Below are 23,069 nucleotides of genomic sequence, written 5' to 3' on the forward strand. Positions count from 1 at the left end.
CGTCACGATTCAGTCTTGATCATTGATGCGTGCCCGGATCGCAGCGGCGGTGTCGGCGTTCTCTGACTCCAGTTTTTGTATATAGGCGACGGCGTCGCCAACTGTACGCAGCGCAGCGAGATCTTCATCAGGGATTTTGACGCCATACTTATCTTCGGTTTGCACTGCTATTTCAACCATCGACAATGAGTCGATATCGAGGTCGTCGACGAATGATTTCTCGATGGTGATCTCTTCTGGCTCGATGCCGGTGACCTCTTCGATGATTTCAGCTATGCCGGCGATCAGTTCTTGTTCAGTGGCCATGCGTGGACGTCCTTCTCTAGGAGGGGGTTACAGCGTTGAATGTCAGCTGGGAGATCGGCCGGCCTTTGTCTCGGCGACATCATTCGTGGTTCGAGTCGGGTATCGCGGTGTTGTGCCCGGCCGCCTTCGCAATTCCAATTCCGGGTACATGGGATCGAACACTTCGAAGCATTCTTCGATCGCCGCAGTGAGCAGCTTCCACACCTGGTGCGCCGTGGGTTTGCGGTCCTCCCACCCCGACCCGTAGACCTCGACACCATCGTCGAGGCCGAGTTCGCTCGGCGGTATGACGGTATGTGAACCGGCACACCCATCAGCGTGAAGGCCTGGGCAGCGATGGACGATATAGCTACCGCGGTGGTCCCAGCCCAATGCCGTCGATTGGTCAGGAAAACCATTCCATCGCGACTGGGAGAACACGAGTATCCGCTCCCCCGTGGCCATCTGAACATATTCACGCGACATCGTGTCCGCGCGTCCCAGCGAAGCCGGGAATGCGAGCTCGATTCCATGCGCGGCCATTCGTTCGAAACTCGGGATGTCGTCCCCCTCGACCACGAACCTCTCACCGGCGAGATCGGCGACGTCCACCCACACCTGATGCGCCAGTCGTACGACTTCGCGCTGCTGATCGGAATGGACAGTCGGCTCGAGCGACATGGCACGAATCGAAGATTTCGATAAGCCGATCTCGCCGGCGATCTTCCGATCACTGAGACCCTCGGCCCGCATCAACGCAATGGCGCCCGCGATCACATGACGTTGCGCCAGGTCAGCGTCCGAAGAACGCGTACGAGCGGTCTCCACCGCTGCCGCCGCTACGTCGATGCGATACGAATGTGAGGAAGGCACCAACCGAGTGTGACACGCCCGGTTGCCAAGTGTCCATAGGTTTGGACAGTTGGCATTTGAAGTGTTCGCACCTCTCTCAAGAGTGTGACGTCAGACCGGGTGTTTTGATGATTCTTTCTCGGTACTGACTGCGCCGCCGGCGTCACCTTCTTTGTCTTCGGCTGCGGCCACCGTGATTTTCAGCCCGTCATCGCCCGCGTCGACGTTGACGGTGTCACCCGGCACGAGTGCTCCATTGAGCAGGTAACGCGACAGTTTGTTGTCGAGTTCTCGCTGCACCGTCCGACGCAGAGGCCGCGCACCGAACTCCGGCTGGTATCCGGTGCGCGCCAACCAGTCCTGGGCCGCAGTACTCACCTCGAGTTCGATGTCCTGGGCGTGGAGTCGACGTCGAGTGCTGTCCAGTGTCAGCTCGACAATCTGTCGCAGCTGCACCTCGTCGAGACGCTGGAATGTCACGATTTCATCGATGCGATTGAGGAACTCCGGCCGGAAATGCGAATGCAGGCGTTCCATGAGTTGCACCGCGATCGTGTCGGCGTCAGGTGTGGTGAGGATCAGGTCGGACCCCAGGTTACTGGTCAGGATCACGATGGTGTTCTTGAAATCGACTGTGCGGCCCTGCGCGTCGGTGACACGACCATCGTCGAGTAGCTGCAGCAGCACATTGAAGACGTCCGCATGTGCCTTCTCGACCTCGTCGAAGAGGATCACCGAATACGGCTGCCTGCGCACTTTGTCGGTCAACTGGCCGGCCTCTTCATATCCGACGTAGCCGGGAGGAGCACCGACCAGACGGGAGACGGTGTGTTTCTCCTGGAACTCGCTCATGTCGAAGCGAATCAGGCGATCCTCGTCTCCGAAAACGGCTTCCGCCAGCGCTTTTGCGAGTTCGGTCTTGCCGACACCGGTCGGCCCCAGAAAGAGGAACGAACCGATGGGTCGTCTGGGATCGGCCAGCCCGGCCCGGGCGCGTCGAACCGCCTCGGCGATGACGGCGACGGCCTGGTCCTGGCCCACGACACGGGAATGCAGCACGTCCTCCAAGCCGAGGAGCTTTGCCCGTTCCTCGGTGGTCAGCTCCGAAACGGGTACACCCGTTTGCCGGGAGACGACCTCCGCGATGTCCACGATGGTGACATCTTGGGTGCGCACGTCGGATGAGTCTCCGAGGGTTTCCTTTTGCGCCGCGATCTCGGCCTTCAATTCAGCGGCACGATCGTAGTTCTCCGAGGCGACGGCCGAGTCCTTCTCCCGCTCCAACCGAGCCAATTCTTCTTCGACGGCTTTGGCGTCGGTGTCAGGCGTCTTGGTACGCAACCGCACCCGCGCTCCGGCCTGGTCGATCAGATCGATCGCCTTGTCCGGCATGAACCGATCGGTGATGTAGCGGTCGGAGAGTTCGGCAGCGGCGACGAGCGCCTCATCGGTGTAGTGGACCTGATGGTGCGCCTCGTAGGTGTCGGCAAGCCCCCGCAGGATCTCGATCGTGTCATCGACCGATGGTTCCGCCACCAGGATCGGCTGAAAGCGACGCTCGAGGGCGGCGTCCTTCTCGATGTACTTGCGGTACTCGTCGATGGTGGTGGCGCCGATGGTGTGGAGTTCGCCGCGGGCCAGAGCCGGCTTGAGGAGGTTTCCCGCGTCCATCGAACCTTCACCACTCGAGCCCGCGCCAACGATGGTGTGTAGCTCGTCGATGAAGATCACCAGCTCATCCGTATGTGCCCGGATCTCATCGAGGATCTTCGTCAGTCGTTCTTCGAACTCGCCTCGATACTTGCTGCCCGCCACCACCTGACCGATGTCCAGAGCGATCACCCGGCGGTCCGCGAGGGTGGACGGAACATCACCGTTGACGATGCGCTGCGCCAACCCTTCGACTATCGCGGTTTTGCCGACCCCCGGATCGCCGATGAGGACCGGGTTGTTCTTGCGGCGTCGGGAGAGGATCTCCACGGTTTGTTCGATCTCGTCCGCACGACCCACCACCGGATCGATGTTCCCGGCACGCGCCTCCGCGGTCAGATCACGTCCGTATTCCTCCAGGGCGGGCGTTTCACTGTTACCGCCGCCCGACCCCGATTGCGCTCCATCGGTTTTCAGATTGCCTGCCAGGGCCTGTGCCGCAGGCGTCTCGGCGCTCGACGCGATACCCAGCAGTATGTGCTCGGGTCCGACATAGCTGGCGCCGGCCTGATAGGCCTGCTGCTGGGCCGTACGAAGCGCGAGCTTGGTGGCGGGACTGAGCGGTAGGTCACCGCTGCGGGGTTCCGAGGGCACCGCGGTGATGCGCTCGTACATCTGGTTGGCGAGCTCCTCGGGGTCGATCCCCAACTCTTTCAGGATGGTCTGCGAGGTTTCGACCTGCGCTGCCGCATAGAGCAGGTGTTCCGGTGTGAGCTCACCACTGTCCCACTGCTTTGCGGCTTCGCGAGCCGTTGCCACCAGCAATTTGGCCTCATCGTTGAGCAGCCGCCCCAAGTCGACGCGTTGGACCTGCGGACGGGGCCGTTCGGTGCCGAAGAATCGGTTGAACATGTCGTCGAACGGGCTTTGATCCATCCAGGGATTGGTCATGAGCCGTGCCTTTCTCTCTCCAGTGCGGCGGCCTCACCACTCGGCGACATTGCCGCGCCAACGTGGTTCATCCGAGATCGAGAACAATCCGCCCATTTATCTCGCCATCGGTCATGGCCGTGAAGATGTCATTTATCTCCGGTAGCTGCCGCACCGTGTATGTGGGCTTGATGAGTCCACGCGCGAAGAAGTCGAGCGCTTCCGCCATGTCCTTTCGAGTGCCGACGATCGAGCCTCGCACGGTCAGACCGAAGAGCACCGTGGTGAAGATGTCGAGCGGAAACGCCTCCGGTGGCAGGCCGACCAGGGAGACGGTACCGCCGCGGCGAAGACCCGCCACCGCCTGCGGAAAGGCACGGGCATTGACTGCGGTGACCAACGCTCCATGCGCCCCGCCGCCCGTCGCCTCGACGATGACCGCGGCCGCATCGGAGACCTTGGCAGCGTTGACGCCGATCTCTGCACCGTGTTGCTCGGCCAGGGCAAGCTTGGAGTCGTCGACATCGACCGCGATCACCCGCCGCCCCATCGCACGTGCGTACTGGACGGCGATATGCCCGAGTCCGCCGATACCTGAGATCAGCACCCAGTCACCGGGCTGGGTATCGGTGACCTTCAGACCCTTGTACACGGTGACGCCGGCACACAGGATGGGTCCGACGGCACCCAGGTCGACGTTGTCGGGAATGATCGGTGCGTACCTCGAGTCGACGAGCATATGCGTCGCGAATGATCCGTCCACGCTGTATCCGCCGTTGATCTGGTTGGGGCACAATGTTTCCCATCCGGTCTCGCAATATTCGCATTCGCCGCAGGCACTCCACAACCAGGCGTTGCCGACGGTGTCCCCGATGGCGAGACGCGTCACGTTCTCGCCCGCGGCGATGACCTTCCCCACGCCTTCGTGGCCAGGAACGAACGGGACTTGCGGCTTGACCGGCCAATCGCCCCGAGCCGCATGCAGATCGGTGTGGCAGACACCGGAGTACTGGACTCTCACCAGGGCCTCGAAAGGTCCCGGGGATGGGATCGGAGCGTCTTCGATGAACAGTGGATCGGTGAAGCTCTGCACGACCGCTGCTCTCATCATGTCCATCGCTGTGTTGACCCTTCTGTCCGAAGTTCACGGTCCCTGACGTCCGGGCGGCAACCGCCGATCACGCCACGAATCCCAGTGCATCACGGTTGGTCTCACTGCCGCTCGGGCACAAAGTCATCGAACGAATGCCAACGGTCATCGCAAGGCGGGCCGACCTGTGGACCTTCGTCATCAGGTTCGTCCGGCTCGTTCGCACTCGGCCGGCCGGCCCCTCTGGGTGTTGGCCGCAGACCTGCGGCACACAGAGCGTCCGCTGTTGGCAGCCGAATCCCTTGTGCCGCACTGCCGTTTATCGATCGAGCACCCCTACCCCGGCGTGCCGGCGGCACGATCCTCGCGGTGGGATCAACCCTGCCGGACTCCGAAATCCACTCGTAGAGAGTGTCCGACCAATTCGGACATCGTTCCGGTTGGTTGCACACCGAACTGACCCGCGTGGGCCCCAGGTGCCCTTCGGCATGGCATGTGGTGCCCTGCGGCCCTATCGAATCGGACCGAAAGGTGGGACCGTGGTTACGGTATGGGCCGTGCTCGATGTCAGGAGCGAACATGGAGAACAAACCGATTGTGGTCGGTGTCGACGGCTCGGCGGCGTCTTACGGCGCAGTGCGATGGGGAGCTCGCGAAGCCGTGATCAGATCGACCCGACTACTGCTTCTCTGCTGTGTCGATGACGACCTGATCACCCTCAGCGACTATCCGGTACCCGACGCATACTTCGATCTCCTCAACGACCGTGCAGACAAAGACCTCACCGAGGCGAAGGCGCTGGCGGCGTCCGAGGTCGCCGACGCGGGGACCGACATCGTCATCGACACGAGACGTCTTCTGATCGAACCGCGGCTGGGCCTGCAGCGCATGTCAGAGAGCGCGGAACTGCTGGTCGTCGGCGCTGAAGGGCAAACCCCCCGGGTCCCCGGCGTTCTCGGGCGGGTCGCCGATGCGCTGACCTCCCACGCGGCGTGCCCCGTGGTGGTGGTTCGCGACCATCCCGGGCCGGCGCGGGACACGACGCCCGACGCAGTGGTCGTCGGCGTGGACGGATCGAGATCCGGCGAGCTGGCGGTGCGTCAGGCCTATGAGGAAGCAGCCTTGCGCAACGTTCGACTCGTGGCCGTTCACGCCTGGAACGTCACGAAACTTCACCCGCTGTTCAAGGCCGAACACTCGGGCCTGTCCTGGGATGACGCCCACACCGCCGAAGAGGCGCTTCTCGCCGAAGCGCTTGCCGGATACCGCGAGAAGTATCCAGACGTCGAGGTGTCACCATTGGTACCCGCCAGCGACCCCGTCGGCGCACTCCAGGATGCATCGGCTGACGCCGCCCTGCTGGTCATCGGTTCACGAGGGCGGAGCAACTTCATCGCCCGGGTTCTCGGGTCGACCAGCCGTGTGCTGCTGAACACCGCCTCGTGTCCGGTGCTCATCGCCCGTCCCTGACCCGGGTGCTCAACGCGGTCGGTGGAGCAGGCGCCGGCGCCTACAATCGATGCAGTGGCAGCTGGGTCCGCCATCACCATCTGAGGAGCACGACATATGGGAAGTGGATCTGTGACCTCGGTGTTCTTGGTCGATGACCACGAGGTGGTTCGCCGAGGGCTCGTCGAGATCATCGGGTCCGACCCTGAACTCACCGTCATCGGGGAAGCCGGCACCTACGCTCAGGCCCTTGCCCGGATACCGGCATTGAAACCCGATGTGGCTGTTCTCGACGTTCGGTTGCCTGATGGCAGCGGCATCGAACTGTGCCGGGAGTTACGCACGAAACTCGACTCCCTCCGGTGTCTGATGCTGACGTCATTCACCGAGGACCAGGCCATGCTCGATGCCATCCTCGCCGGAGCCAGCGGGTATGTCGTCAAGAACATCGCCGGAATGGACCTGGCCAAAGCGATCAAAGACGTTGGGGCAGGTAAGTCGCTGCTGGACAACACCGCGGCCGCAGCGCTCATGGATCAACTCCGCACGCAAGGGGCGGCCGGTCCCCTCGACGCGCTCACAGAGCAGGAACAGACACTTCTCGCCCTGCTCGGCGAAAGTCTGACGAATCGCCAGATCGCCGGCCGGATGCACCTCTCGGAAAAGACTGTGAAGAACTACGTCTCCCGGCTGCTGGCGAAGCTCGGAATGGAGCGCCGCACGCAGGCGGCGGTGTATGCCGCCAAGCTCGAGGGACATCCGAAGAACCCGGGCCACTGAGGTTGTCGGCCCTTTCGTTCGGCCGCCACAGCAGGGTCTTTCTGCCCTCCCGCCGACGTGTCGAAGTCGGGTGCAATAGGTAGACCGTTACCAACCGAGAGGCCCTCCGATGAACAAGCCTGCGACCCGCCATCCGATCCAGTCACTGCTCCCGGACGTGTCAGATTTCTTCGCCGGGTTCCCCGCACTCGGCTCCATGCGGCCGAGTTCGAATCTGATCCGGATCGAAGACGAGTTGAGCGACGACAAGTACGTTGTGCGTGCCGAATTGCCGGGTATCGACCCGAAAAAGGACGTCGAGGTCACAGTCCGGGACGGCATGCTGACCCTCAAGGCAGAGCGCACCGTCGAGGAGAAGTCCGACACCCGATCCGAGTTCACCTACGGGTCATTCATCCGCTCGATGCCGCTGCCCAACGGTTTCGAAGAGGACAAGGTCAAGGCCGACTACGACAAGGGCATTCTCACCGTCACGGTTCCGCTGTCGGAATCCAAGTCACAGGGCAAGCAGATCACCGTCGAGACCAAGTGAGCCGCTCGGCCATCTGAGAAGGCACACAGTCACATCGGGACGCGCCACGACAACACCAGACCGGTCCCCGAAGCCGGGCCGCCCAGCGTCAGGTCCCCGCCGAGTTCACGCGCCCGGGATCGCAGATTGCCCAGCCCGCTGGGACTCACGGTGGCCGGCATGCCGATTCCGTCGTCGACGACCTCGACCGTGAGGTCGTTGCCGACGGAAATCGTCACGGTGATCGTTTCTGCTGCGGCGTGACGAACACCGTTGCTGACCGCTTCCCTGACCACCGCAACGACATGGTCGCCCATGTCCGGTCCCACCACGGACAACGGACCACTCAATCGCAGGTAGGTCCTGACGCTGGTGTCCCCCGCCTGGTTGTCGATGACCTCGTGTATTCGCTGACGCAGCTGCGTGGATGGGGTCCCCTCATCCTGCAGATCGAAGATGGTCGTGCGTATCTCTTGGACCACGTCCTGCAGATCGTCGATCGTGCCGGTGAGCCGCCGCCGCACATCTGGGGACTGTGACCGCTGCAGGGTGCCCTGCAGATTCATTCCCGCGGCGAAAACCCGCTGGATGACGTGGTCGTGCAGGTCGCGCGCGATTCGGTCCCGATCTGCCAACACCTGTAGTTCGTGGCTTCGCCGTATGGCCGCCGCCATCGCCAGGTCCGATGCCGTCTGGTCTGCGAAGTCCGTGACCAGCTTCAGCACGTCATCGCCGAACGGTCGCTTTCCGGTGCGACGCGCGACGACCAATACGCCACTGATCGTGGCCCCGCCACTGAAGGGAACGACCACCGCCGGCCCTGCCGACCCCGCGGTGAGGCCCGTGAGCTGATCGTCCAATGTCTCGCTCAAGACCGGCGTCTGTTCGGAAAAGGCCACGCCGACGGTCGTTCCTGCGACCGGGACGGCGCATCCGACCGATTGCGAAACGCGCTCACCGTCGGCAACGGTCACGGCGAGTTCGCGGACCGACTCGCGCGGTTGCTCCGGATCTCGCGGCCGCAGGACGAATACGACATCGCCGCTCGTGAGATCCATTGCCCTGCGGGCTGCCATCTCTACGACCCCGTCGATATCGGCGCCCGAGAGCAACTCGGCACGAACGTCGCTGATCGCCTCGATCCATCCCAATCTCGACTGCGACTCGTCGTAGAGCCCGGCACTGCCGACCACCACGGCTGCTGCAGAAGCCAGTGCCTCGATGAGTTCGTCTGTGTGCGTATCCGGTACATCCAGATGCGCGATCTGGTCGTGGACTTCGCCGAAAAGGTCACGCACGCGCAGGAGGGACGAGTCACCTCGCAGTTGCTGTGAAGCGGCGGACGTCAGTTCCATAGGTCCCCCGTAGATCGGGTGTTCATGCAGTATTACGTCACCCACGCTAGTGGCAATGTGCTCCCGCGGACTTCCGTTTGATCAAATTGGATCCGGCGTTTCGGAATATCGCCTTGAAATGCGAACATGCCTGCTTATCGGGCGTCACCCACGTCCGTGTGCAATATTCACATATGCGACACAACATGATTCACGACATTCCGAATTGTGGTGACCCGTCAATGCAACCGACGTTCGCCCAGCGCATAACGGTTCAATCACAATTCCGTTACAGAAGTTTGAAACACGACTTGTCTGAACTGCCTGATTCCGGGATCGCTTGTATTGCAACGCCACAACGCGATTTTCGTGAAAGAGATCATCACAACCCGAAGAATTCCACCACTTCTCAGCGAAGCGCGACGGCCAGTGCTGCGCCCATCCGGTCGACTGCCGCACGGGCGTCGGCGCTGATCAAGGTCATGTTCGCGAATCCGTGAATCAGACTCCCCGCACGATCCAACGTGACAGGAACGCCCGCTGCAGTGAGTCGCTTCGCGTAGGCAATCCCCTCGTCCCGAAGTGGATCGAATCCGGCAACGACAACATGAGCCGGCGGGAGACCCGAAAGATCTTGTGCCAGCAGAGGGGACACTCGAGGGTCGCTGCGCGTGGCATGGTCGGGCACGTAGTGGTCGAGGAACCAGTCGATGCGCTCGTCGGTCAGATACATCCCGGTCGCGAACTCCCGGCGCGAGTCCCGCCGGGTTGAAGCGTCCGTCCCCGGGTAGATCAACAATTGCAGGCAAGGGGTCACTGCCTCGCCCCGTACCTGTTGTGCCACAACAGCACTCAGATTACCGCCGGCACTGTCCCCGGCGACCGCAATCCGTGACGTGGAAACCCCCCAGTGCGGGGCGGAGGACACTGCGTACCGCCACGCGGCGACCGCATCGTCGACGGCGGCCGGAAAAGGATGCTCGGGAGCAAGCCGATAGTCCACGGACAGAACGTCGGCACCCGATGCAACGGCCAGCCTGCGCACCAGATTGTCGTGACTGACCCGATCGCCGATCACCCATCCACCACCGTGGAAGAAGACCACAATGCCCGTCGAGCCCACCTGGGCCCGGTACCGGGTGATCGGGAGCAGGCCGCCGGGGCCCTGAACCAACAGATCCTCTTCGACGGCCATCGCCGGGAGTTTCTCGGCCATGGCAACAGCGTTGTCCCGTAGGTCCGCACGCGCCTGGGCGACCGACTTTCCGGCGATGTCAAACGACTTCAGATGCGCCGCGACAAAACCCGTCACGGCCATCTCGACAGCCAGCCGGTCACCGTCCGCATTCACGCGGCTTCGGCGGCCCGCCACCCGCAACACGGCTTCGGGAATACGCGCGGCGGCCTGCATGAGGCAACGCTGAGTTCTGACGCGGGGTGACAATGACGGTTCGGTGGCCTGACTCACGCTGGTGAGCGTACTGCGTTCACTCGACGAGTGAGTTTGCCACCAAGACTTCGGACGATGACAACGGACCGGCGCATCGGTGGCCGGATGTCGGTCCGGCCACCGATGCATTCAACCTGCGATCAAATGTTGACCGCGGGTCACACCGTCCCGCGTTCGCGGAACTCCGCGATATCAGCTGGATCACAACCGATTTCGCTCAGGATCACATCGGTATCGGAGCCGTGTGGGCGTCCGGTGTGCCGAATGTTTCCCGGTGTCTCACTCATCCGCCACATCACGTTCTGCATCCGCATGGGACCCAGATCGGCATCGTGGACCGTTGTTGTCATGCCGATGTGCTGGACCTGTGGATCCTTGAGCAGGTCACTCGGCTTGTACACCGGTGCCACTGCCGCCCCTGCGGACTCGAACGCATCAATCACTTCGTCGCGCGTCCGTTCGGCGATCCAGGAACCGACATAGCCGTCGAGGAGATCTGCATGGGCTGCACGCTGACGGCCGGTGGCGAACCACGGTTCGTCGACGACCTCGGGATGCCCGACGAGCCGCAACACCCGTTCGGCGATGGAGTTCGCACTGGTGGAGATCGCGAGCCAGTGATCGTCCATGGTGCGGTACAGGTTCCGAGGAGCGTTGTTGCTCGATCGGTTCCCGCTCCGCTTCTGGTCGATGCCGAGTTGGTCCGCATAGATGATGCCCGGACCGACAGCGGTCATGATCGGACTGAGCAGGTCCAGATCGATGACCTGCCCCTTGCCTGTGCGTTCCCGATGAAAGAGCGCCATCGACACAGCCGAGGTTCCGGCGATACCGGCGATCGAGTCCGCGAGGCCGAAAGCCGGCAGGGTGGGCGGTCCATCGGCGGCACCGGTGAGATGGGCGAAGCCGCTCATCGATTCGACCAGCGTGCCGAACGCAGGCCGGGTGGAGTACGGCCCGGTCTGACCGAAGCCGGTCACGCGCAGCATGATCAGCCCTGGATTGACCTCGGACAGCACGTCGTAGCCCAGGCCCCACTTCTCGAACGTTCCCGGCCGGAAGTTCTCGATCACCACGTCTGCCTCGGCGACCAGGCGCCGGAAGATCGCTGCGCCTTCGTCGCTGCCCAAATACAGCGACAGCGTGCGCTTGTTGCGCGAGACCATCTTCCACCACAGTGGTTGACCGTCCTTTTCCAGTCCATGACCTCGCATCCCGTCCGGGCGGGTGGGATGCTCGATCTTGATCACATCTGCCCCGAAGTCACCCAGAATCTGCGCAGCCAACGGTCCGGCCAGGATGGTCGACACGTCGAGAACCCGAATGCCGGCCAGCGGGCCGGTCGGAACCGGCCCGCTGCTGACCTCCGTGGAATCGGTGGTCACCGGATCACTCATTTGTACGGACGGTGCAGGTAGCGACCGGCCGGCGTCCCGGACACAGCGCCGTCGGTCAGCACACGCTGCCCACGGACGAAGGTGTCGGTGACCTTGGCCGCCAGCTCAAATCCTTCGAACGGGGTGTATTCCTGCGCGGACTCCGAATCTTCCGGGCTGACCGTCCAGTTGTGGTCGGGGTCGACGAGCGCCAGGTCGGCGTCCATGCCGACCGCGATGGCGCCCTTGCCCGGGAGTCCATAGCGCTCGGCCGGATTGGTTGCGGTGAGCCGGGCGATCCGCTGCCAGCTCAGGCCACGCTTGCGGCCCTCGCTGACCAGTCCGGGCAGAAGGTACTCGGCGCCACCGAATCCGGACTTCGCGGCGAAGATGTCGCCCCGGTCTTCGGCGAACTTCTTCTCGTCCTTGCAGCAGGCGTGATCGCTGACAACCCAGTCGACGTTGCCGGCGATGACGTGCTCCCACAGCGCCTCGACGTCGTCACGGGGGCGCAGCGGCGGGTTGACCTTTCCACCGAGGCCGTACGCGGTGTCGATATCGGCGAGGAGATGTCCGATGGTGACCTCACGCCGGAAGTTCACGTGCGGGAATGCTTTTGCCATCCGCATCGCGGCGACGAACGCCTTGGCCGAACTCAGGTGAAGTAGGTTGATGTTGGGCATCTGCGTCTCGTCGGCGAGGAACGACGCGATGGTGACCGCCAGGCCCTCCGAGTGCTGCGGGCGCGAGGCACTGTACGCGGCGAGGCCGGTCAACGTCCCCTCTTCTTCGACCAACTTGGTGTAGGCGCTCATGATCTCGGCGGTCTCGCAGTGCAGAGACAGCGAGACGTGGTCGGCCTTGTCGGCCAACTGCTCGCGCGCCTTCTGGATACCGCGCATGACGAACTCGAAGTGCGCGATGTCGTACCGCTCGTCCTTCGGGATCATCAGGAACTCACTCTGGTCGGTGGAGCGACCATGCAGTCCGTGACTTCCGTAGAACATGAAGATCTTGAACGAGGTGACACCGTGATCCTCGATCAGCGAGGGGATCTCGGCGATGTGCTCTTTCGACATCGGCGCCAGGTGGTAGGCGTAGTCGACGAAGGGCTTGCCCTCGGTCTGCTCGAGCACCTCGGGGAACACATCACCGTAAGCGCCACCCTTGTTGAGGTAGTACTGCCCGGTCCGCATGTACGAGAGCGCTGTGGTGACACCGCCCTGCACAGATGCCCGTGACTCGATCTCGGCGTCTTCGCCGAGCGGGTTGTAGATGCCCCAGTGCTGGTGCGCGTCGACGACACCGGGGAACGCGATGCGTCCGGCAGCATCGATGACCTCATAAGTGGGGTCGACGGGGATCGATGCCTCGATGCGGGAGAACTTGCCGTCGGTGATCAGGATGTCGAGGAACTCGCCCTCTTCCGGATGTTCCGGTCCGGTCTGAACGACCCTTGCATTCTTGATCAGCAGCGATGGACTCGCCATGGTGGTTCCTTTCAACTGGGGAGGATCGTGATTCGGCCGAGAGTCGTTCTCGGCTGGTTTCAAAGAGCGGCGAGGACCGAGTTCGCAGCCAGGTAGGACAGACCCAACGCGGGCAGAAGACCGTTTCCGGCCAGGTATCCGGATGCACCGTGGCCCGAGATACCCATGGCCGCACCGCCCGAGGCATAGAGTCCGGGTATGGGTGCGCCTTCGGCGGCAAGCACCCGAGCCCGACGATCGACCCGCAGGCCGCCCTGGGTGTGGAAGAGGGCCGGAACGATTTCCACTGCGGCATAAGGGGCTTCGAGGGTGTGGCCGAAGTTCGACCGCCCGAAGGGGTCGGCGTCGGAACCGTTCGAGTACTCGGCAACGCGGGCGAGTTCGTCAGCCACCTGCGCCTGCGGCAGTCCGGTCGCTTCGGCCAGCCGCTGGGCCGAGTCGGCCCACACCACGGCACCCGAGTCGACGGTCTGCCGAAAATCGGTGAACAGCAGGCACCGCTCGTAGATCTCTTTGTCGATGACGATCCAGCCGGACGAAGCAGGCTGTGCGGCAAGGATCGCGGCATATTCGGAATAGCCGGTGGTCTCGTCGCCGAATCGCTTGCCTTCGACGTTGAGGACCACTCCCCCATGCATGATCGTCGCCCAGCCCACCAGAGTGGTCGCCTTCTTGGACAGCGCCGCATGACCCTGGTAGCCGTCCAAGAAGGCCGTGTCGGCACCGAGACGCCGGCCGATGTCCAGCGCATCGCCGGTCGAATACTCGCTGCCGTGGTAGACGGCAGAAGCGATCTCGGGCAACAATTCGGAGACCATCGCACTGTTGGCACCGAATCCGTTGGTGGCCAACAGGACGGCGGTCGTCTCGATCTCCTCGGTAGCCCCATCGGGCGATTTGATCGTCACCGAACACACCGCACCGGCGTCGTCCAGCGTGACGTCGCTGAGCTTGGCCGGGACCATCAGATCGATTCGGGGATGCGCCGCCACCAGGCGGATCAGGTGATCGATCAGGGCACTGCCGTGCCGACCCTCGATGGTGTGGCAGCGCAGTGCCGAGTGCCCGGGGTACGGGAAGTCGGTGACCAGATCGAGTGGCAGCTCGAGGTCATCGGCCATCCATTCCACGAGAGGAGCACTGACCTCGGCGAGCGCGCGGGCCAGCGCCATGTCGACCGCACCCTTGGTCTTGCGGACCATGTCCTCGATGAACCGCTCGGGCGAGTCGTCGATGCCGGCAGCTGCCTGCCAACGCGAACCGGCGCCGGGCACCATCGCCGTCGACATGGATGTGTTGTTGCCACGCCGGAAATGCTCGCTCGCCTCCACCACCAGCACGTCGAGACCGCCCTGTGCTGCGCGCAGCGCCGCGATCAGGCCGCCACCGGCACCGGCCACTACAAGGTCGGGTCCGTTCTCACTCATGAATGCCTCACAGTTCCTGGTCTTTCGTTCGAATCGGTTGGTGGTGGTCGTCAGTGGTCGGCGTTGTGGGGACGGGCGGACGTCGATGTGCTGATCGCGAAGGGCCCGGCAGTGGCGAGCGAAGGATAGTTCACGATCCGTCGTCGCCGGCGGGGCCGCGGCACCGGAACATGTTCGATCATTACTCAGCCCTGAGGCCATCTGAATCGCCGTCGTTTCGTTAACCGGAACGTTAGTTGCCCTAAGCGGATTCGTCCACTGTATGAAGAAACACGTGGTCAAGAAACGTCTTCGTTACAATTAGACACCTTTTTGTCACACGATGGTGTTTAATATCCCTCATGCAAGCGCCTACCTGGCACCAGCAGGTCCGCTGGACGGAACAGCTCGAATCAGTGGACAGAATCAAGTCTCGTTAACGAACGGACGTCAACATGCGGCTTCGGCACGGTCGACCATCTCGGCACGACTCTGATTCGACAACTGATCTCACACAGCGAGAGGAACTCCTTTGACAACCGGGCTTCGGCAGCGTGGTCGTGCCAATTTCAACTTCCTCGCAGATCTGGCCGCGTGGAGCGGTAAGGAACTGCAGGCGGCGGCGTCCAAGGACCTCGACACCCTGACCGAGGGTGCGCAACTGCCCGAGGGCCTGCAAGCCCAGATCAGGTTTGCCGCAAATCTTCTGGAGCAGTCCCAGAACTACACATGGGACCGGTTCTACACCCGATTCTCGGGAGAACAGCAGTTCGCGGCAGCACGCGAAGCCTACGACGACGGCAGCCTCGCAGTCGAAGCCGAGTACGAGGCCAACACGGACAAGGGTGGAACCCTGGTTCTGGACCCGGCGGTCGAAGCACCGAAGTATTGGTCGGACACCGAGTTCCATCTCGCACCCGGCGGATGGGAAGGTCATGAACGAATGGGCTTCATGATCCATGACTACGTCTACGACCTGCTCTTCGCCACCGGCGGCATCGGCGCGGTCAAACCCGGTGAGTCATTCGCCGATCAACGCCTACTCGTCGCGCAAGAAGGCCGCCTCGGTTCCTACGAGTCGATCCTGGAGTTGGGCATCGGCACCGGGCGATACGCCTCGGCTCTGCAGCGGGCCTGGCCCGACGCCAAGGTCTCGGGTGTCGACCTCGGACGCACCGAGCTGGAGCACGCCAAACTCATCGCAGCCCGCAACGGCTGGGAATGGGATCTGCGCCAGGCGGCGTGCGAGGCGACGCCCTACGCGGACAACAGCTTTGACATGGTGACCGCGTTCATCCTGCTTCACGAGATCCCGGTCCCGGCGGCTCGTACCATCGCGGCCGAGGCCTTCCGGGTCTGCCGACCCGGCGGCGAGGTCATCATCGGCGATGTGGCACCGTACGCGGAGCAGGATTCGCTGTTCCGGTGTGTGGTACTCGACTGGGAGACCGAAAACCGCAACGAACCGTTCTGGCGTGGCGCACTGCTGCTGGACCGTACCGCTTTGCTTCGGGACGCCGGCTTCGTCGATGTCGAGGAATACGGTGTCGGCCCCGGCAACTACCCCTGGGTCGCGCGCGGCGTCAAACCTCAGGCCTGACCCCCTTGCCATCCATTGCTGGCGGACCCCGAACCGGCTGTTGCAAAAACGAATCGAGACGAACATGAGTAGCAGTCCCTCCTACTTGGAGAACGCGACCAATGACGAACTGGCGCGCATGGTCACGACACTGACCCAGGAACTGTGGATTCTGCGGGACCGCGTGATGACCCTCGAACAGGTCCTCGAAGACAAGGATGTCGTCACCGTGGAAGCCGTCGATCTCCACGAACCCGGCGAAGCCCTTTCTGCTCGTCTTGCCACCGAGCGCCGGCGAATCATCCGCAAGGTTCTCGGCGCACCCGTCGGCGTCCGGCGATGACAGCCGCGTTGCGATGCTCACCAGTGCAATGACTTTGAATGTTCACAATGGCCATACCCGAGCGGGGTGGGCCCCGCACCGGCAATACCGAGGAGTGGTCGATGGCAACCCAGTCGAATGACGAATCAGCGAGCAAGGCCGGCTCGGTGAACAACACCACCACCTCGGCCGCCCGGGCCGCAGACATCCTCCTGCACTTCACCAACGGACCGCTCGGCGTGTCGCGTGTGGCCCGGGAACTGAATCTGTCGAAGGCAGTGGTCCACCGCGTCCTGACCACATTCGTCGACCGTGGACTGCTGGTCATCACGAGTCCGGACCGCGAGTATGCACTCGGGCCTGCGGCCGCGGCTCTGGGCGCCTCCGCTCTGCGTTCGTCTCCGTTGCGAGAGGTAGCCCGGCCGCTGCTCACCGACCTGCAACAGCAAACCGGCGAGACGGCAACTGTGACAGCGATGGCCGGCCGCGGCCGGATCTATCTCGACCAGGTCGAGAGCCGCAACGAAATCAAGATGACAGTGGAACTAGGACGTCGGTTCCCGCTGCACACCGGAAGTTCCGGACGCGCAATCCTGGCTTTCCAGACGCGGGCGCTGAACGACGCCGTGCTGGCCGAGCCCCTCGACCGCCTCACCCCCGCAACGATCACCGACCCGGACGCCCTCCGGGCGAGTCTGCAGGAGATCAGGGAAAAGGGTTGGTGCGTCTCCAGCGGTGAGCGGCAGGAGGGCGCCTCATCGATCGCTGCTCCGGTTTTCGATCTCGATGGCCTGGCCGTAGGAGCGCTCTCGGTCTGCGGGCCGATCCACCGGATGACCAACGAAGTTCTTCTCGGCTATGTGCCAATTGTGACCGCGGCTGCCGACCAGGTGTCCCGAACACTCGGATGGCGAGGCGGTCTGCCGACCGATGATCGAACGGACGAAACGCATGCAGATGACGCCTAGGACCTGGTTGTACGTTCCCGGCCACTCCGGGACACGGATCGGCAAGGCGATCGCCAGCGGTGCCGATGCCGTCGTCATCGATCTCGAAGACGCGGTTCCGCCGGATGCCAAGGCGCAGGCCCGTTCTGCGGCTGTGGCGACGATCGAGCAATGGGCGGATGCACCGGATGCACCCCAGATCTGGGTGCGCGTGAACGACACGGCGAGCCCGTGGCATCGCGCCGACATCGACGCGCTGGCGAATACAAGCCTGGTCGGTAGCTCCAGCGGCGGAATCCGGATACCGAAAGCCGAAGCGCCCGAGTTGATCCAGGCCATCGGAGATCAGACCGGTATCCGGATGCAGCTCTTGGTCGAATCTGCGCGTGGTCTTCTCGGCGTTGCCGCGCTCGCCGCGGCACATCCCCTGGTCACCGGCATCAGCGCCGGCGAGGCCGACCTTGCCGCCGACCTGCGGGTACCTGCATCGGGGCTCACCTGGGCGCGTGGTTGGCTGGTCGCCTCGGTCCGGGCGGCCGGGCTCGAGTCACCGATCCAGAGTGTCTACACCAAGGTCTCGGACCTCGACGGACTGCGGGCCGACAGCGAATGCGGCCGCGATACCGGGTTTTTCGGACGGTCGGTGATCCACCCTCGGCAGATAGGCGTCGTGCACGAGGTCTTCACTCCGGCGGCAGCCGAGATCGATCGGGCTCAGGAGACCGTGGACGCTGCCGCACAGGCGCAGTCCGAAGGCACTGCCGCGTTCATCGACAAACATGGTCGTTTCATCGACAACGCGGTCGTGGAGCAGGCGCGTGCCGTACTCGCCCGCGCCCGAACCACACCGTCTTCGGCGAGCACCGGCGCCTGACGCGCAGCATCGCCCCCAACTAATCACGGTGCCGCCGGAGATCCCGGCGGTGCGAACGACAGGAGTATCTGATGACCTCAACAACTGCGGTGGATCCACTGATGTCGGCGGTCGCCGCCGGCGTGCGCCACGTCGAACTCGGCCACCCGTATTTCACCGGGATGCCCTGCTCCCCCAACCATCCCGGATTCCGGATGACACTGATCCGGCGGCACGGCGACATGGTTCGACCCGACGGCGGGTCGGCAGCGAACGAGATCATCGTCACCGGCGGTCATGTGGGTACCCACGTGGACGCACTGTCACACGTCAGCGACTGCGGCAAGCTCAACGGGGATGTCGACGCCTACGAGGCCCAGGCCGGCGGCCGCTTCAAAGACAAAGGCGCTGAACAGATCCCCTTCATGATGACCCGGGGGATCCTCCTCGACATCGCCGGCCTGCACGGTGTGGACACCCTGCCTGCGGGGTACGCGATCACCGCCACCGACCTGCAGAACGCGGCGGAACTCGCCGGAGTGACACCGCGTCGCGGGGACGTGGTTCTGGTCCGCAGCGGCTGGGCACGGCACTTCGAGAACCAGGACGTGTACCTCGGCCAGACCGACGGCGTACCCGGCCCCAACGAAGAGGCGGCGCAATGGCTGGCCGACTTCGGCATCGTCGCCACCGGTTCCGACACCACCGCCTACGAGAACATTCCGGCAGGCAAGGGGCACAGCGTCTTGCCGGTGCACCGAATCCTGCTCGTGCAGAACGGAATCCATATCATCGAACACCTGAACCTGGAAGATGCTGCGGCGCAGAAGCTCACCGAGTTCACGTTTGTGATGGCGCCGCTGCGCATCGTCGGCGGCACCGGATCCCCCGTTCGCCCGGTGGCAGTGGTGTCGGCATGAGCGCGGTTACACCGGACTCCCCCCAGCTCACCGTCGTCCAGCAACTGGCGGCATTGGCGTACACCGTCACCCGGGACGGTCTGGCCGACGACCTCCGCGGTGACGTGGCCCGGCGGGTCCTCGATCTGGTCGGCAACAGCGTTGCCGCCCGCCATGAGACCCCGGCCGCGGCCGTGATCGCGGTTGCGAAGAACTGGGGTGGCCGTGAGGCGGCAACCGGTATCGGCACCGGAATGCGATTCCCGGCAGCCACCGCAGCCCTGATCAACGGAACCCTCGCCCATTCGATGGACTCCGACGACACCCATCTGCCGTCGGTTCTGCATCCCTCCGCATCGGTGATCCCGGCTGCCCTTGCCGTGGCCGAGGCCGAGGGCGTCGACGCGGTCACCATGCTCGACGCAGCCGGTGTCGGTATCGAGGTGGCCGTCCGACTCGGAATGGGCGGCTACGACGAAACTTTGGGCAACTCGGAGTTCTTCGAGCGAGGCCTGCATGCGACGTCAATCTGTGGTGCCATCGGTGCTGCCGTCGCCGCCGCGATGGTGTACCGGCTCGACGAGTCCAAGATCGCGCACGCGGTCGGTATCGCCGCCAGCATGGGCGCCGGACTCATCGAGGCCAACCGCACCGGCGGAACCGTCAAGCGTGCCCATTGCGGGTGGGCCGCGCACGCCGGTGTGACCGCAGCCGAACTGGCGATGAACGGGCTCACCGGACCACCCACCGTCATCGAGGGAAGATTCGGATTCCTCAACGCCTACTGCGGCGACCGGGCAGATGCCTCGGCCGTCGTCGACCGGCTCGGCGAGCACTGGGAACTCCCGGGCATCTTCTTCAAGCCGTACCCGTGCAACCACTTCACGCACGCCGGAATCGATGCCGCCCTGGCCATTCGGGAACGCGGCGTGGATCCGTCCGACATCAAGTCAATCGAACTCGGCGTCTCGGGTCCGGTGCTGCGCACGATTGCCCAACCAGTCGAGGACAAGGCACGGCCGAAGTCCGGCTATCACGCGGCGTTCTCGGGTCCGTACACCGTGGCAGCCGCGCTGCTCGGCGGCAGTGGACTCGGTGTTGGGCACAGCGACTTCACCGACGCGAGCGCCGGCGACGAGAACCGGCTCGCGCTCGCGGCGAAGGTGACCTGCGTCGAGGACGAGGAGTGCAACCGGATCTACCCGAACCAGTTCCCGGCGGTGCTGGCAGTGGTCACCACCGACGGCACCCGGCACGAAGCCCGGATCAGCGTCAACCGCGGAGGACCCGGGAACCCGTTGTCCTCAGAGGAACTGATGACCAAGTTCGGACTGAACGCAACCAACACGTTGGGCCAGTCGACCCAGCTCGTCGGAGAACTCGCCCTCGGCCTGGCACACGGTGGCACCGTGAGTGATCTGATGAGCGCGCTCATCGATTGATCCGCTCCCTCACCGCGCAGGCCCGGTCGGAGCTGCGCGGTGAGCGGTATGTGGCCGTGGTCCGTCGTAGCCACCGAGCATGGTGTCGGCCTGACTACTCGACCCCTCGCCGAGATGATGTCGACGCGGCATCAATCGCGTCCGCCCGCGGCATCCCCGCCCGCGCACCGACGTGACCCACCGAGAGCGTGGCCGCGGTCATGCCACGCGAGCTCGCATCCCGAACGGGAACTCCGGCTGCCAGGGCGGTCACGAAGACACCGTTGAAAGTGTCTCCGGCGCCGGTGGTATCCCGAACGGTGACGTCTGATCGGGCAGGCAACGGCGTCGCCTCCCCTTCGGGTTCGACGACCAGGACGCCATTCCCGCCCAGGGTCACCACGACCGGAGCCTTGGTGCGGTCAGCAACCTGCACTGCCATCTTCTCGACCGAGACGTCGCCGTCACCTCCGAGCAAGCGGTACAAGTCACCCAATTCGGATCCATTGGGAGTGACCAGGGGCGCAAAGCGCAAGAGATCCAACAGGCCCGGCGTCACGGGGGCCGGATTGAGCACACATCGAATCCCGTGAACGGCTGCGGATTCAACCGCGGCAGCCACTGCGTCCGGCGTGATCTCGGTGCTGACCAGGACACAGGTTGCCCACGTCGCTGCTCGCTGCACTGCTGCCCGCACCGATGAGGCGTCGACAACCGCGTTCGCCCCGGCGCCGACCGCGATCTGATTCTCCCCTGCGGCGTCGACCACGATCAGCGCCATGCCCGTCGAAACCCCTTCGAGCACAGCCACATCTGAGACATCGATGCCTTCCGCGCGAAGCTCGGCCAATGCACCTGACCCGGTATCGTCGGACCCGACGGCCCCGCAATAGCGAACCTCTGCGCCCGCCCGTGCAGCCGCGACGGCCGCGTTGGCTCCCTTTCCGCCCCCATGGCGCTCGACCCGTGGACCGACAACTGTCTCCCCGGGGCCGGGCAAGCGGTCGGTCGCCACCACGAGGTCGACGTTGACCGCTCCGACCACCAGAACACGTGGGGTCACTTCTTCCCTCCGTTCACCCGCCGGCATCACGGCACCTTCACCGGGTCTTGCCGACTGAATCTGCTTCTGCCAAAACAGTACGGAACGTACGCCGCGACGAGCTCCACGGGCGGCAGGGATTCACGGGGCCATCACCGTCGCCAGCCAGGGCGTCGAGTCGGCGGTTGAGGCGCTGACCGTGCCGCCGTGGTCGGTCGGGTAGACACGCAAGGTCACCGGTTGCCCATTGGCGGCGAGCGCGCCGGCCAAGGTCAGTGCGAACGGAGCCGGCACATCGCTGTCCAGCAGTCCCTGCCCGAGGAAGATCGGGCGGTCATAACCGCGATCGGGCGTGGCCATGTACTCCCGCAGGGCGACGGCCAGGCCGGGCACCTCGGCCAGCGGCCTGCTGAACACTGTTCGCGAGTCCAGACCGTTTGTGATCTCGGACATCGCCGGGACGCACAGTGTCCGGGCCTGGTCCACGAGTTGTTCGGCCCGCGGCGTCAACGCCGAACGTGTGTCGATGTCGGGGCGGGCGTCGAGAAAGCCGGCCAGGATGTACAACATGTAGGTGGTCAGTCCGGACGGCAGGGCGATCGGCGGGAACACCGGTCCGAACAGGCTTCCCGGATATTCGATGTAGGCGGGCGTGCCGGTGGCGACCACGCCGCGATAGTCGAGCCCGGTTCCGGCAGACAGCGCTGTCGCTCGCTGGGCAGCGCCGAGCGCCGCACCTGCGCCCTGGGACTGGCCGACGATGGCCCACCTCGTGGCCAGCGGCACATCGACGGACCGCGCTGCGATGACCGAATCCACGACACTGCGCGCCGCCGCCTCCGTACCGAGATACTGCATGAGTCCGGGCGTCCCGAGTCCGGCGTAGTCGGTGGCGACGATGGCGTATCCCTGCCGCAGCCAGTGACCAAGGTATGCCGCGTCTTGTTCGGGCCGAGGAAGAGCCGACGGTGTGCAGTCGTCGCCGAGTCCGGTGGTGCCGTGAGCCCAGGCGACAACGGGCCAACCCCCGTCGGGAACCGGTCCTACCGGAATGAACACGGCGGCGGTACTCGTTGTGACCTCTGCATCGGCGGAACGCCTTGTGGTGTAAAGGAATCGATGCGCGATTGATGCCTCGGTCAATGTCAGGGCCGGATCGAGTTCCGTCTGAGCAACGAGCACACCAGGACCCGACCCCACCGGAGCCGGACGGTCACGCGCATCAAGGCCGGACCACCGCGGGGCCGCGAAACCGGGTTCCCCCTCAGCGAATGCCGGGGGCGAGATTGCAGCGATGAGCAGGATCCAGGTCAGTGCCACCATCGCGCCGACCGTCCGCCTCCACATGCCGTCATGCTAGCCGCGTCAGACGTCGATACCGCGATATCAGCCATCAACCTGAC

General features: G+C 64.1%; 20 protein-coding genes. 9 read left to right on the forward strand and 11 right to left on the reverse strand.

The genetic code is table 11. From position 1 onward, the window contains the following. Positions 1 to 9: 9 nt before the first annotated feature. The 4 genes from acpM to adhP form a co-directional block, all read right to left on the reverse strand. Complete coding sequence (gene acpM / locus AC51GT_RS07435) at positions 10 to 306, reverse strand: meromycolate extension acyl carrier protein AcpM (protein WP_496325633.1); 297 nt, start codon at positions 304 to 306, stop codon at positions 10 to 12. Positions 307 to 348: 42 nt separating this feature from the next. Then, positions 349 to 1,158, reverse strand: a complete 810-nt coding sequence (locus AC51GT_RS07440) for a hypothetical protein (protein WP_496328342.1) — start codon at positions 1,156 to 1,158, stop codon at positions 349 to 351. A 90-nt stretch (positions 1,159 to 1,248) separates the two neighbouring features. Next, positions 1,249 to 3,738: an ATP-dependent Clp protease ATP-binding subunit gene (locus AC51GT_RS07445; RefSeq protein ID WP_496328343.1), complete on the reverse strand. Its 2,490-nt coding sequence runs from the start codon at positions 3,736 to 3,738 to the stop codon at positions 1,249 to 1,251. A 67-nt stretch (positions 3,739 to 3,805) separates the two neighbouring features. After that, the gene (gene adhP / locus AC51GT_RS07450; RefSeq protein WP_496325636.1) at positions 3,806 to 4,834 is read right to left on the reverse strand and encodes an alcohol dehydrogenase AdhP; all 1,029 of its coding nucleotides are present in this window, start codon (positions 4,832 to 4,834) and stop codon (positions 3,806 to 3,808) included. A 552-nt stretch (positions 4,835 to 5,386) separates the two neighbouring features. Here adhP and AC51GT_RS07455 point away from each other — a divergent pair. From AC51GT_RS07455 to AC51GT_RS07465, 3 genes are all read left to right on the forward strand, one after another. Continuing rightward, positions 5,387 to 6,277 (forward strand): universal stress protein, encoded by an 891-nt coding sequence (locus AC51GT_RS07455; RefSeq protein WP_496325637.1) that lies wholly within the window; start codon positions 5,387 to 5,389, stop codon positions 6,275 to 6,277. Positions 6,278 to 6,373: 96 nt separating this feature from the next. Next, complete coding sequence (locus AC51GT_RS07460) at positions 6,374 to 7,036, forward strand: response regulator (protein WP_496325638.1); 663 nt, start codon at positions 6,374 to 6,376, stop codon at positions 7,034 to 7,036. 109 nt (positions 7,037 to 7,145) lie between these two features. Then, positions 7,146 to 7,568: an Hsp20/alpha crystallin family protein gene (locus AC51GT_RS07465; RefSeq protein ID WP_496325639.1), complete on the forward strand. Its 423-nt coding sequence runs from the start codon at positions 7,146 to 7,148 to the stop codon at positions 7,566 to 7,568. A gap of 29 nt (positions 7,569 to 7,597) precedes the next feature. On the opposite strand, the gene AC51GT_RS07470 is transcribed toward AC51GT_RS07465, so the two are convergent. The 5 genes from AC51GT_RS07470 to AC51GT_RS07490 form a co-directional block, all read right to left on the reverse strand. After that, positions 7,598 to 8,902: a GAF domain-containing sensor histidine kinase gene (locus tag AC51GT_RS07470; RefSeq protein WP_496328344.1), complete on the reverse strand. Its 1,305-nt coding sequence runs from the start codon at positions 8,900 to 8,902 to the stop codon at positions 7,598 to 7,600. A gap of 388 nt (positions 8,903 to 9,290) precedes the next feature. After that, on the reverse strand, positions 9,291 to 10,349 hold the full coding sequence (locus AC51GT_RS07475; protein ID WP_496325641.1) for an alpha/beta hydrolase: 1,059 nt from the start codon (positions 10,347 to 10,349) through the stop codon (positions 9,291 to 9,293). A gap of 140 nt (positions 10,350 to 10,489) precedes the next feature. After that, positions 10,490 to 11,728, reverse strand: a complete 1,239-nt coding sequence (locus AC51GT_RS07480; RefSeq protein ID WP_496325642.1) for a CaiB/BaiF CoA transferase family protein — start codon at positions 11,726 to 11,728, stop codon at positions 10,490 to 10,492. Then, on the reverse strand, positions 11,725 to 13,197 hold the full coding sequence (locus tag AC51GT_RS07485; protein ID WP_496325643.1) for a dihydroorotase: 1,473 nt from the start codon (positions 13,195 to 13,197) through the stop codon (positions 11,725 to 11,727). The genes AC51GT_RS07480 and AC51GT_RS07485 overlap by 4 nt, the downstream gene beginning before the upstream one ends. Positions 13,198 to 13,256: 59 nt before the next feature. Beyond that, entirely contained in the window at positions 13,257 to 14,624 is a 1,368-nt protein-coding gene (locus AC51GT_RS07490) for an FAD-dependent oxidoreductase (RefSeq protein WP_496328345.1), read from the reverse strand. Between the two features lie 511 nt (positions 14,625 to 15,135). Between AC51GT_RS07490 and AC51GT_RS07495 the strand changes: the two genes are divergently transcribed. From AC51GT_RS07495 to AC51GT_RS07520, 6 genes are all read left to right on the forward strand, one after another. Then, on the forward strand, positions 15,136 to 16,203 hold the full coding sequence (locus AC51GT_RS07495) for a class I SAM-dependent methyltransferase (protein ID WP_496325645.1): 1,068 nt from the start codon (positions 15,136 to 15,138) through the stop codon (positions 16,201 to 16,203). Between the two features lie 64 nt (positions 16,204 to 16,267). Further along, the gene (locus tag AC51GT_RS07500) at positions 16,268 to 16,525 is read left to right on the forward strand and encodes a hypothetical protein (RefSeq protein ID WP_496325646.1); all 258 of its coding nucleotides are present in this window, start codon (positions 16,268 to 16,270) and stop codon (positions 16,523 to 16,525) included. Positions 16,526 to 16,626: 101 nt separating this feature from the next. Then, positions 16,627 to 17,472 carry an IclR family transcriptional regulator gene (locus AC51GT_RS07505; protein ID WP_496325647.1) on the forward strand — a complete coding sequence of 282 codons (846 nt, stop codon included), beginning with the start codon at positions 16,627 to 16,629 and terminating at the stop codon, positions 17,470 to 17,472. After that, entirely contained in the window at positions 17,456 to 18,325 is an 870-nt protein-coding gene (locus AC51GT_RS07510; RefSeq protein WP_496325648.1) for an HpcH/HpaI aldolase/citrate lyase family protein, read from the forward strand. The genes AC51GT_RS07505 and AC51GT_RS07510 overlap by 17 nt, the downstream gene beginning before the upstream one ends. A 71-nt stretch (positions 18,326 to 18,396) precedes the next feature. Beyond that, a complete protein-coding gene (locus AC51GT_RS07515; RefSeq protein WP_496325649.1) occupies positions 18,397 to 19,224 on the forward strand; it encodes a cyclase family protein in 828 nt (275 codons plus the stop codon). Further along, positions 19,221 to 20,645: an MmgE/PrpD family protein gene (locus AC51GT_RS07520; RefSeq protein WP_496325650.1), complete on the forward strand. Its 1,425-nt coding sequence runs from the start codon at positions 19,221 to 19,223 to the stop codon at positions 20,643 to 20,645. Before AC51GT_RS07515 ends, AC51GT_RS07520 begins: the two co-directional genes overlap by 4 nt. Positions 20,646 to 20,739: 94 nt before the next feature. Here the strand turns inward: AC51GT_RS07520 and AC51GT_RS07525 are convergent, their stop codons facing one another. Further along, on the reverse strand, positions 20,740 to 21,714 hold the full coding sequence (locus tag AC51GT_RS07525; RefSeq protein WP_496325651.1) for a PfkB family carbohydrate kinase: 975 nt from the start codon (positions 21,712 to 21,714) through the stop codon (positions 20,740 to 20,742). 93 nt (positions 21,715 to 21,807) lie between these two features. Next, positions 21,808 to 23,013, reverse strand: a complete 1,206-nt coding sequence (locus AC51GT_RS07530; protein ID WP_496328346.1) for a lipase family protein — start codon at positions 23,011 to 23,013, stop codon at positions 21,808 to 21,810. Between the last annotated feature and the right edge of the window lie 56 nt (positions 23,014 to 23,069).

Source organism: Williamsia sp. z34 (assembly GCF_059553395.1).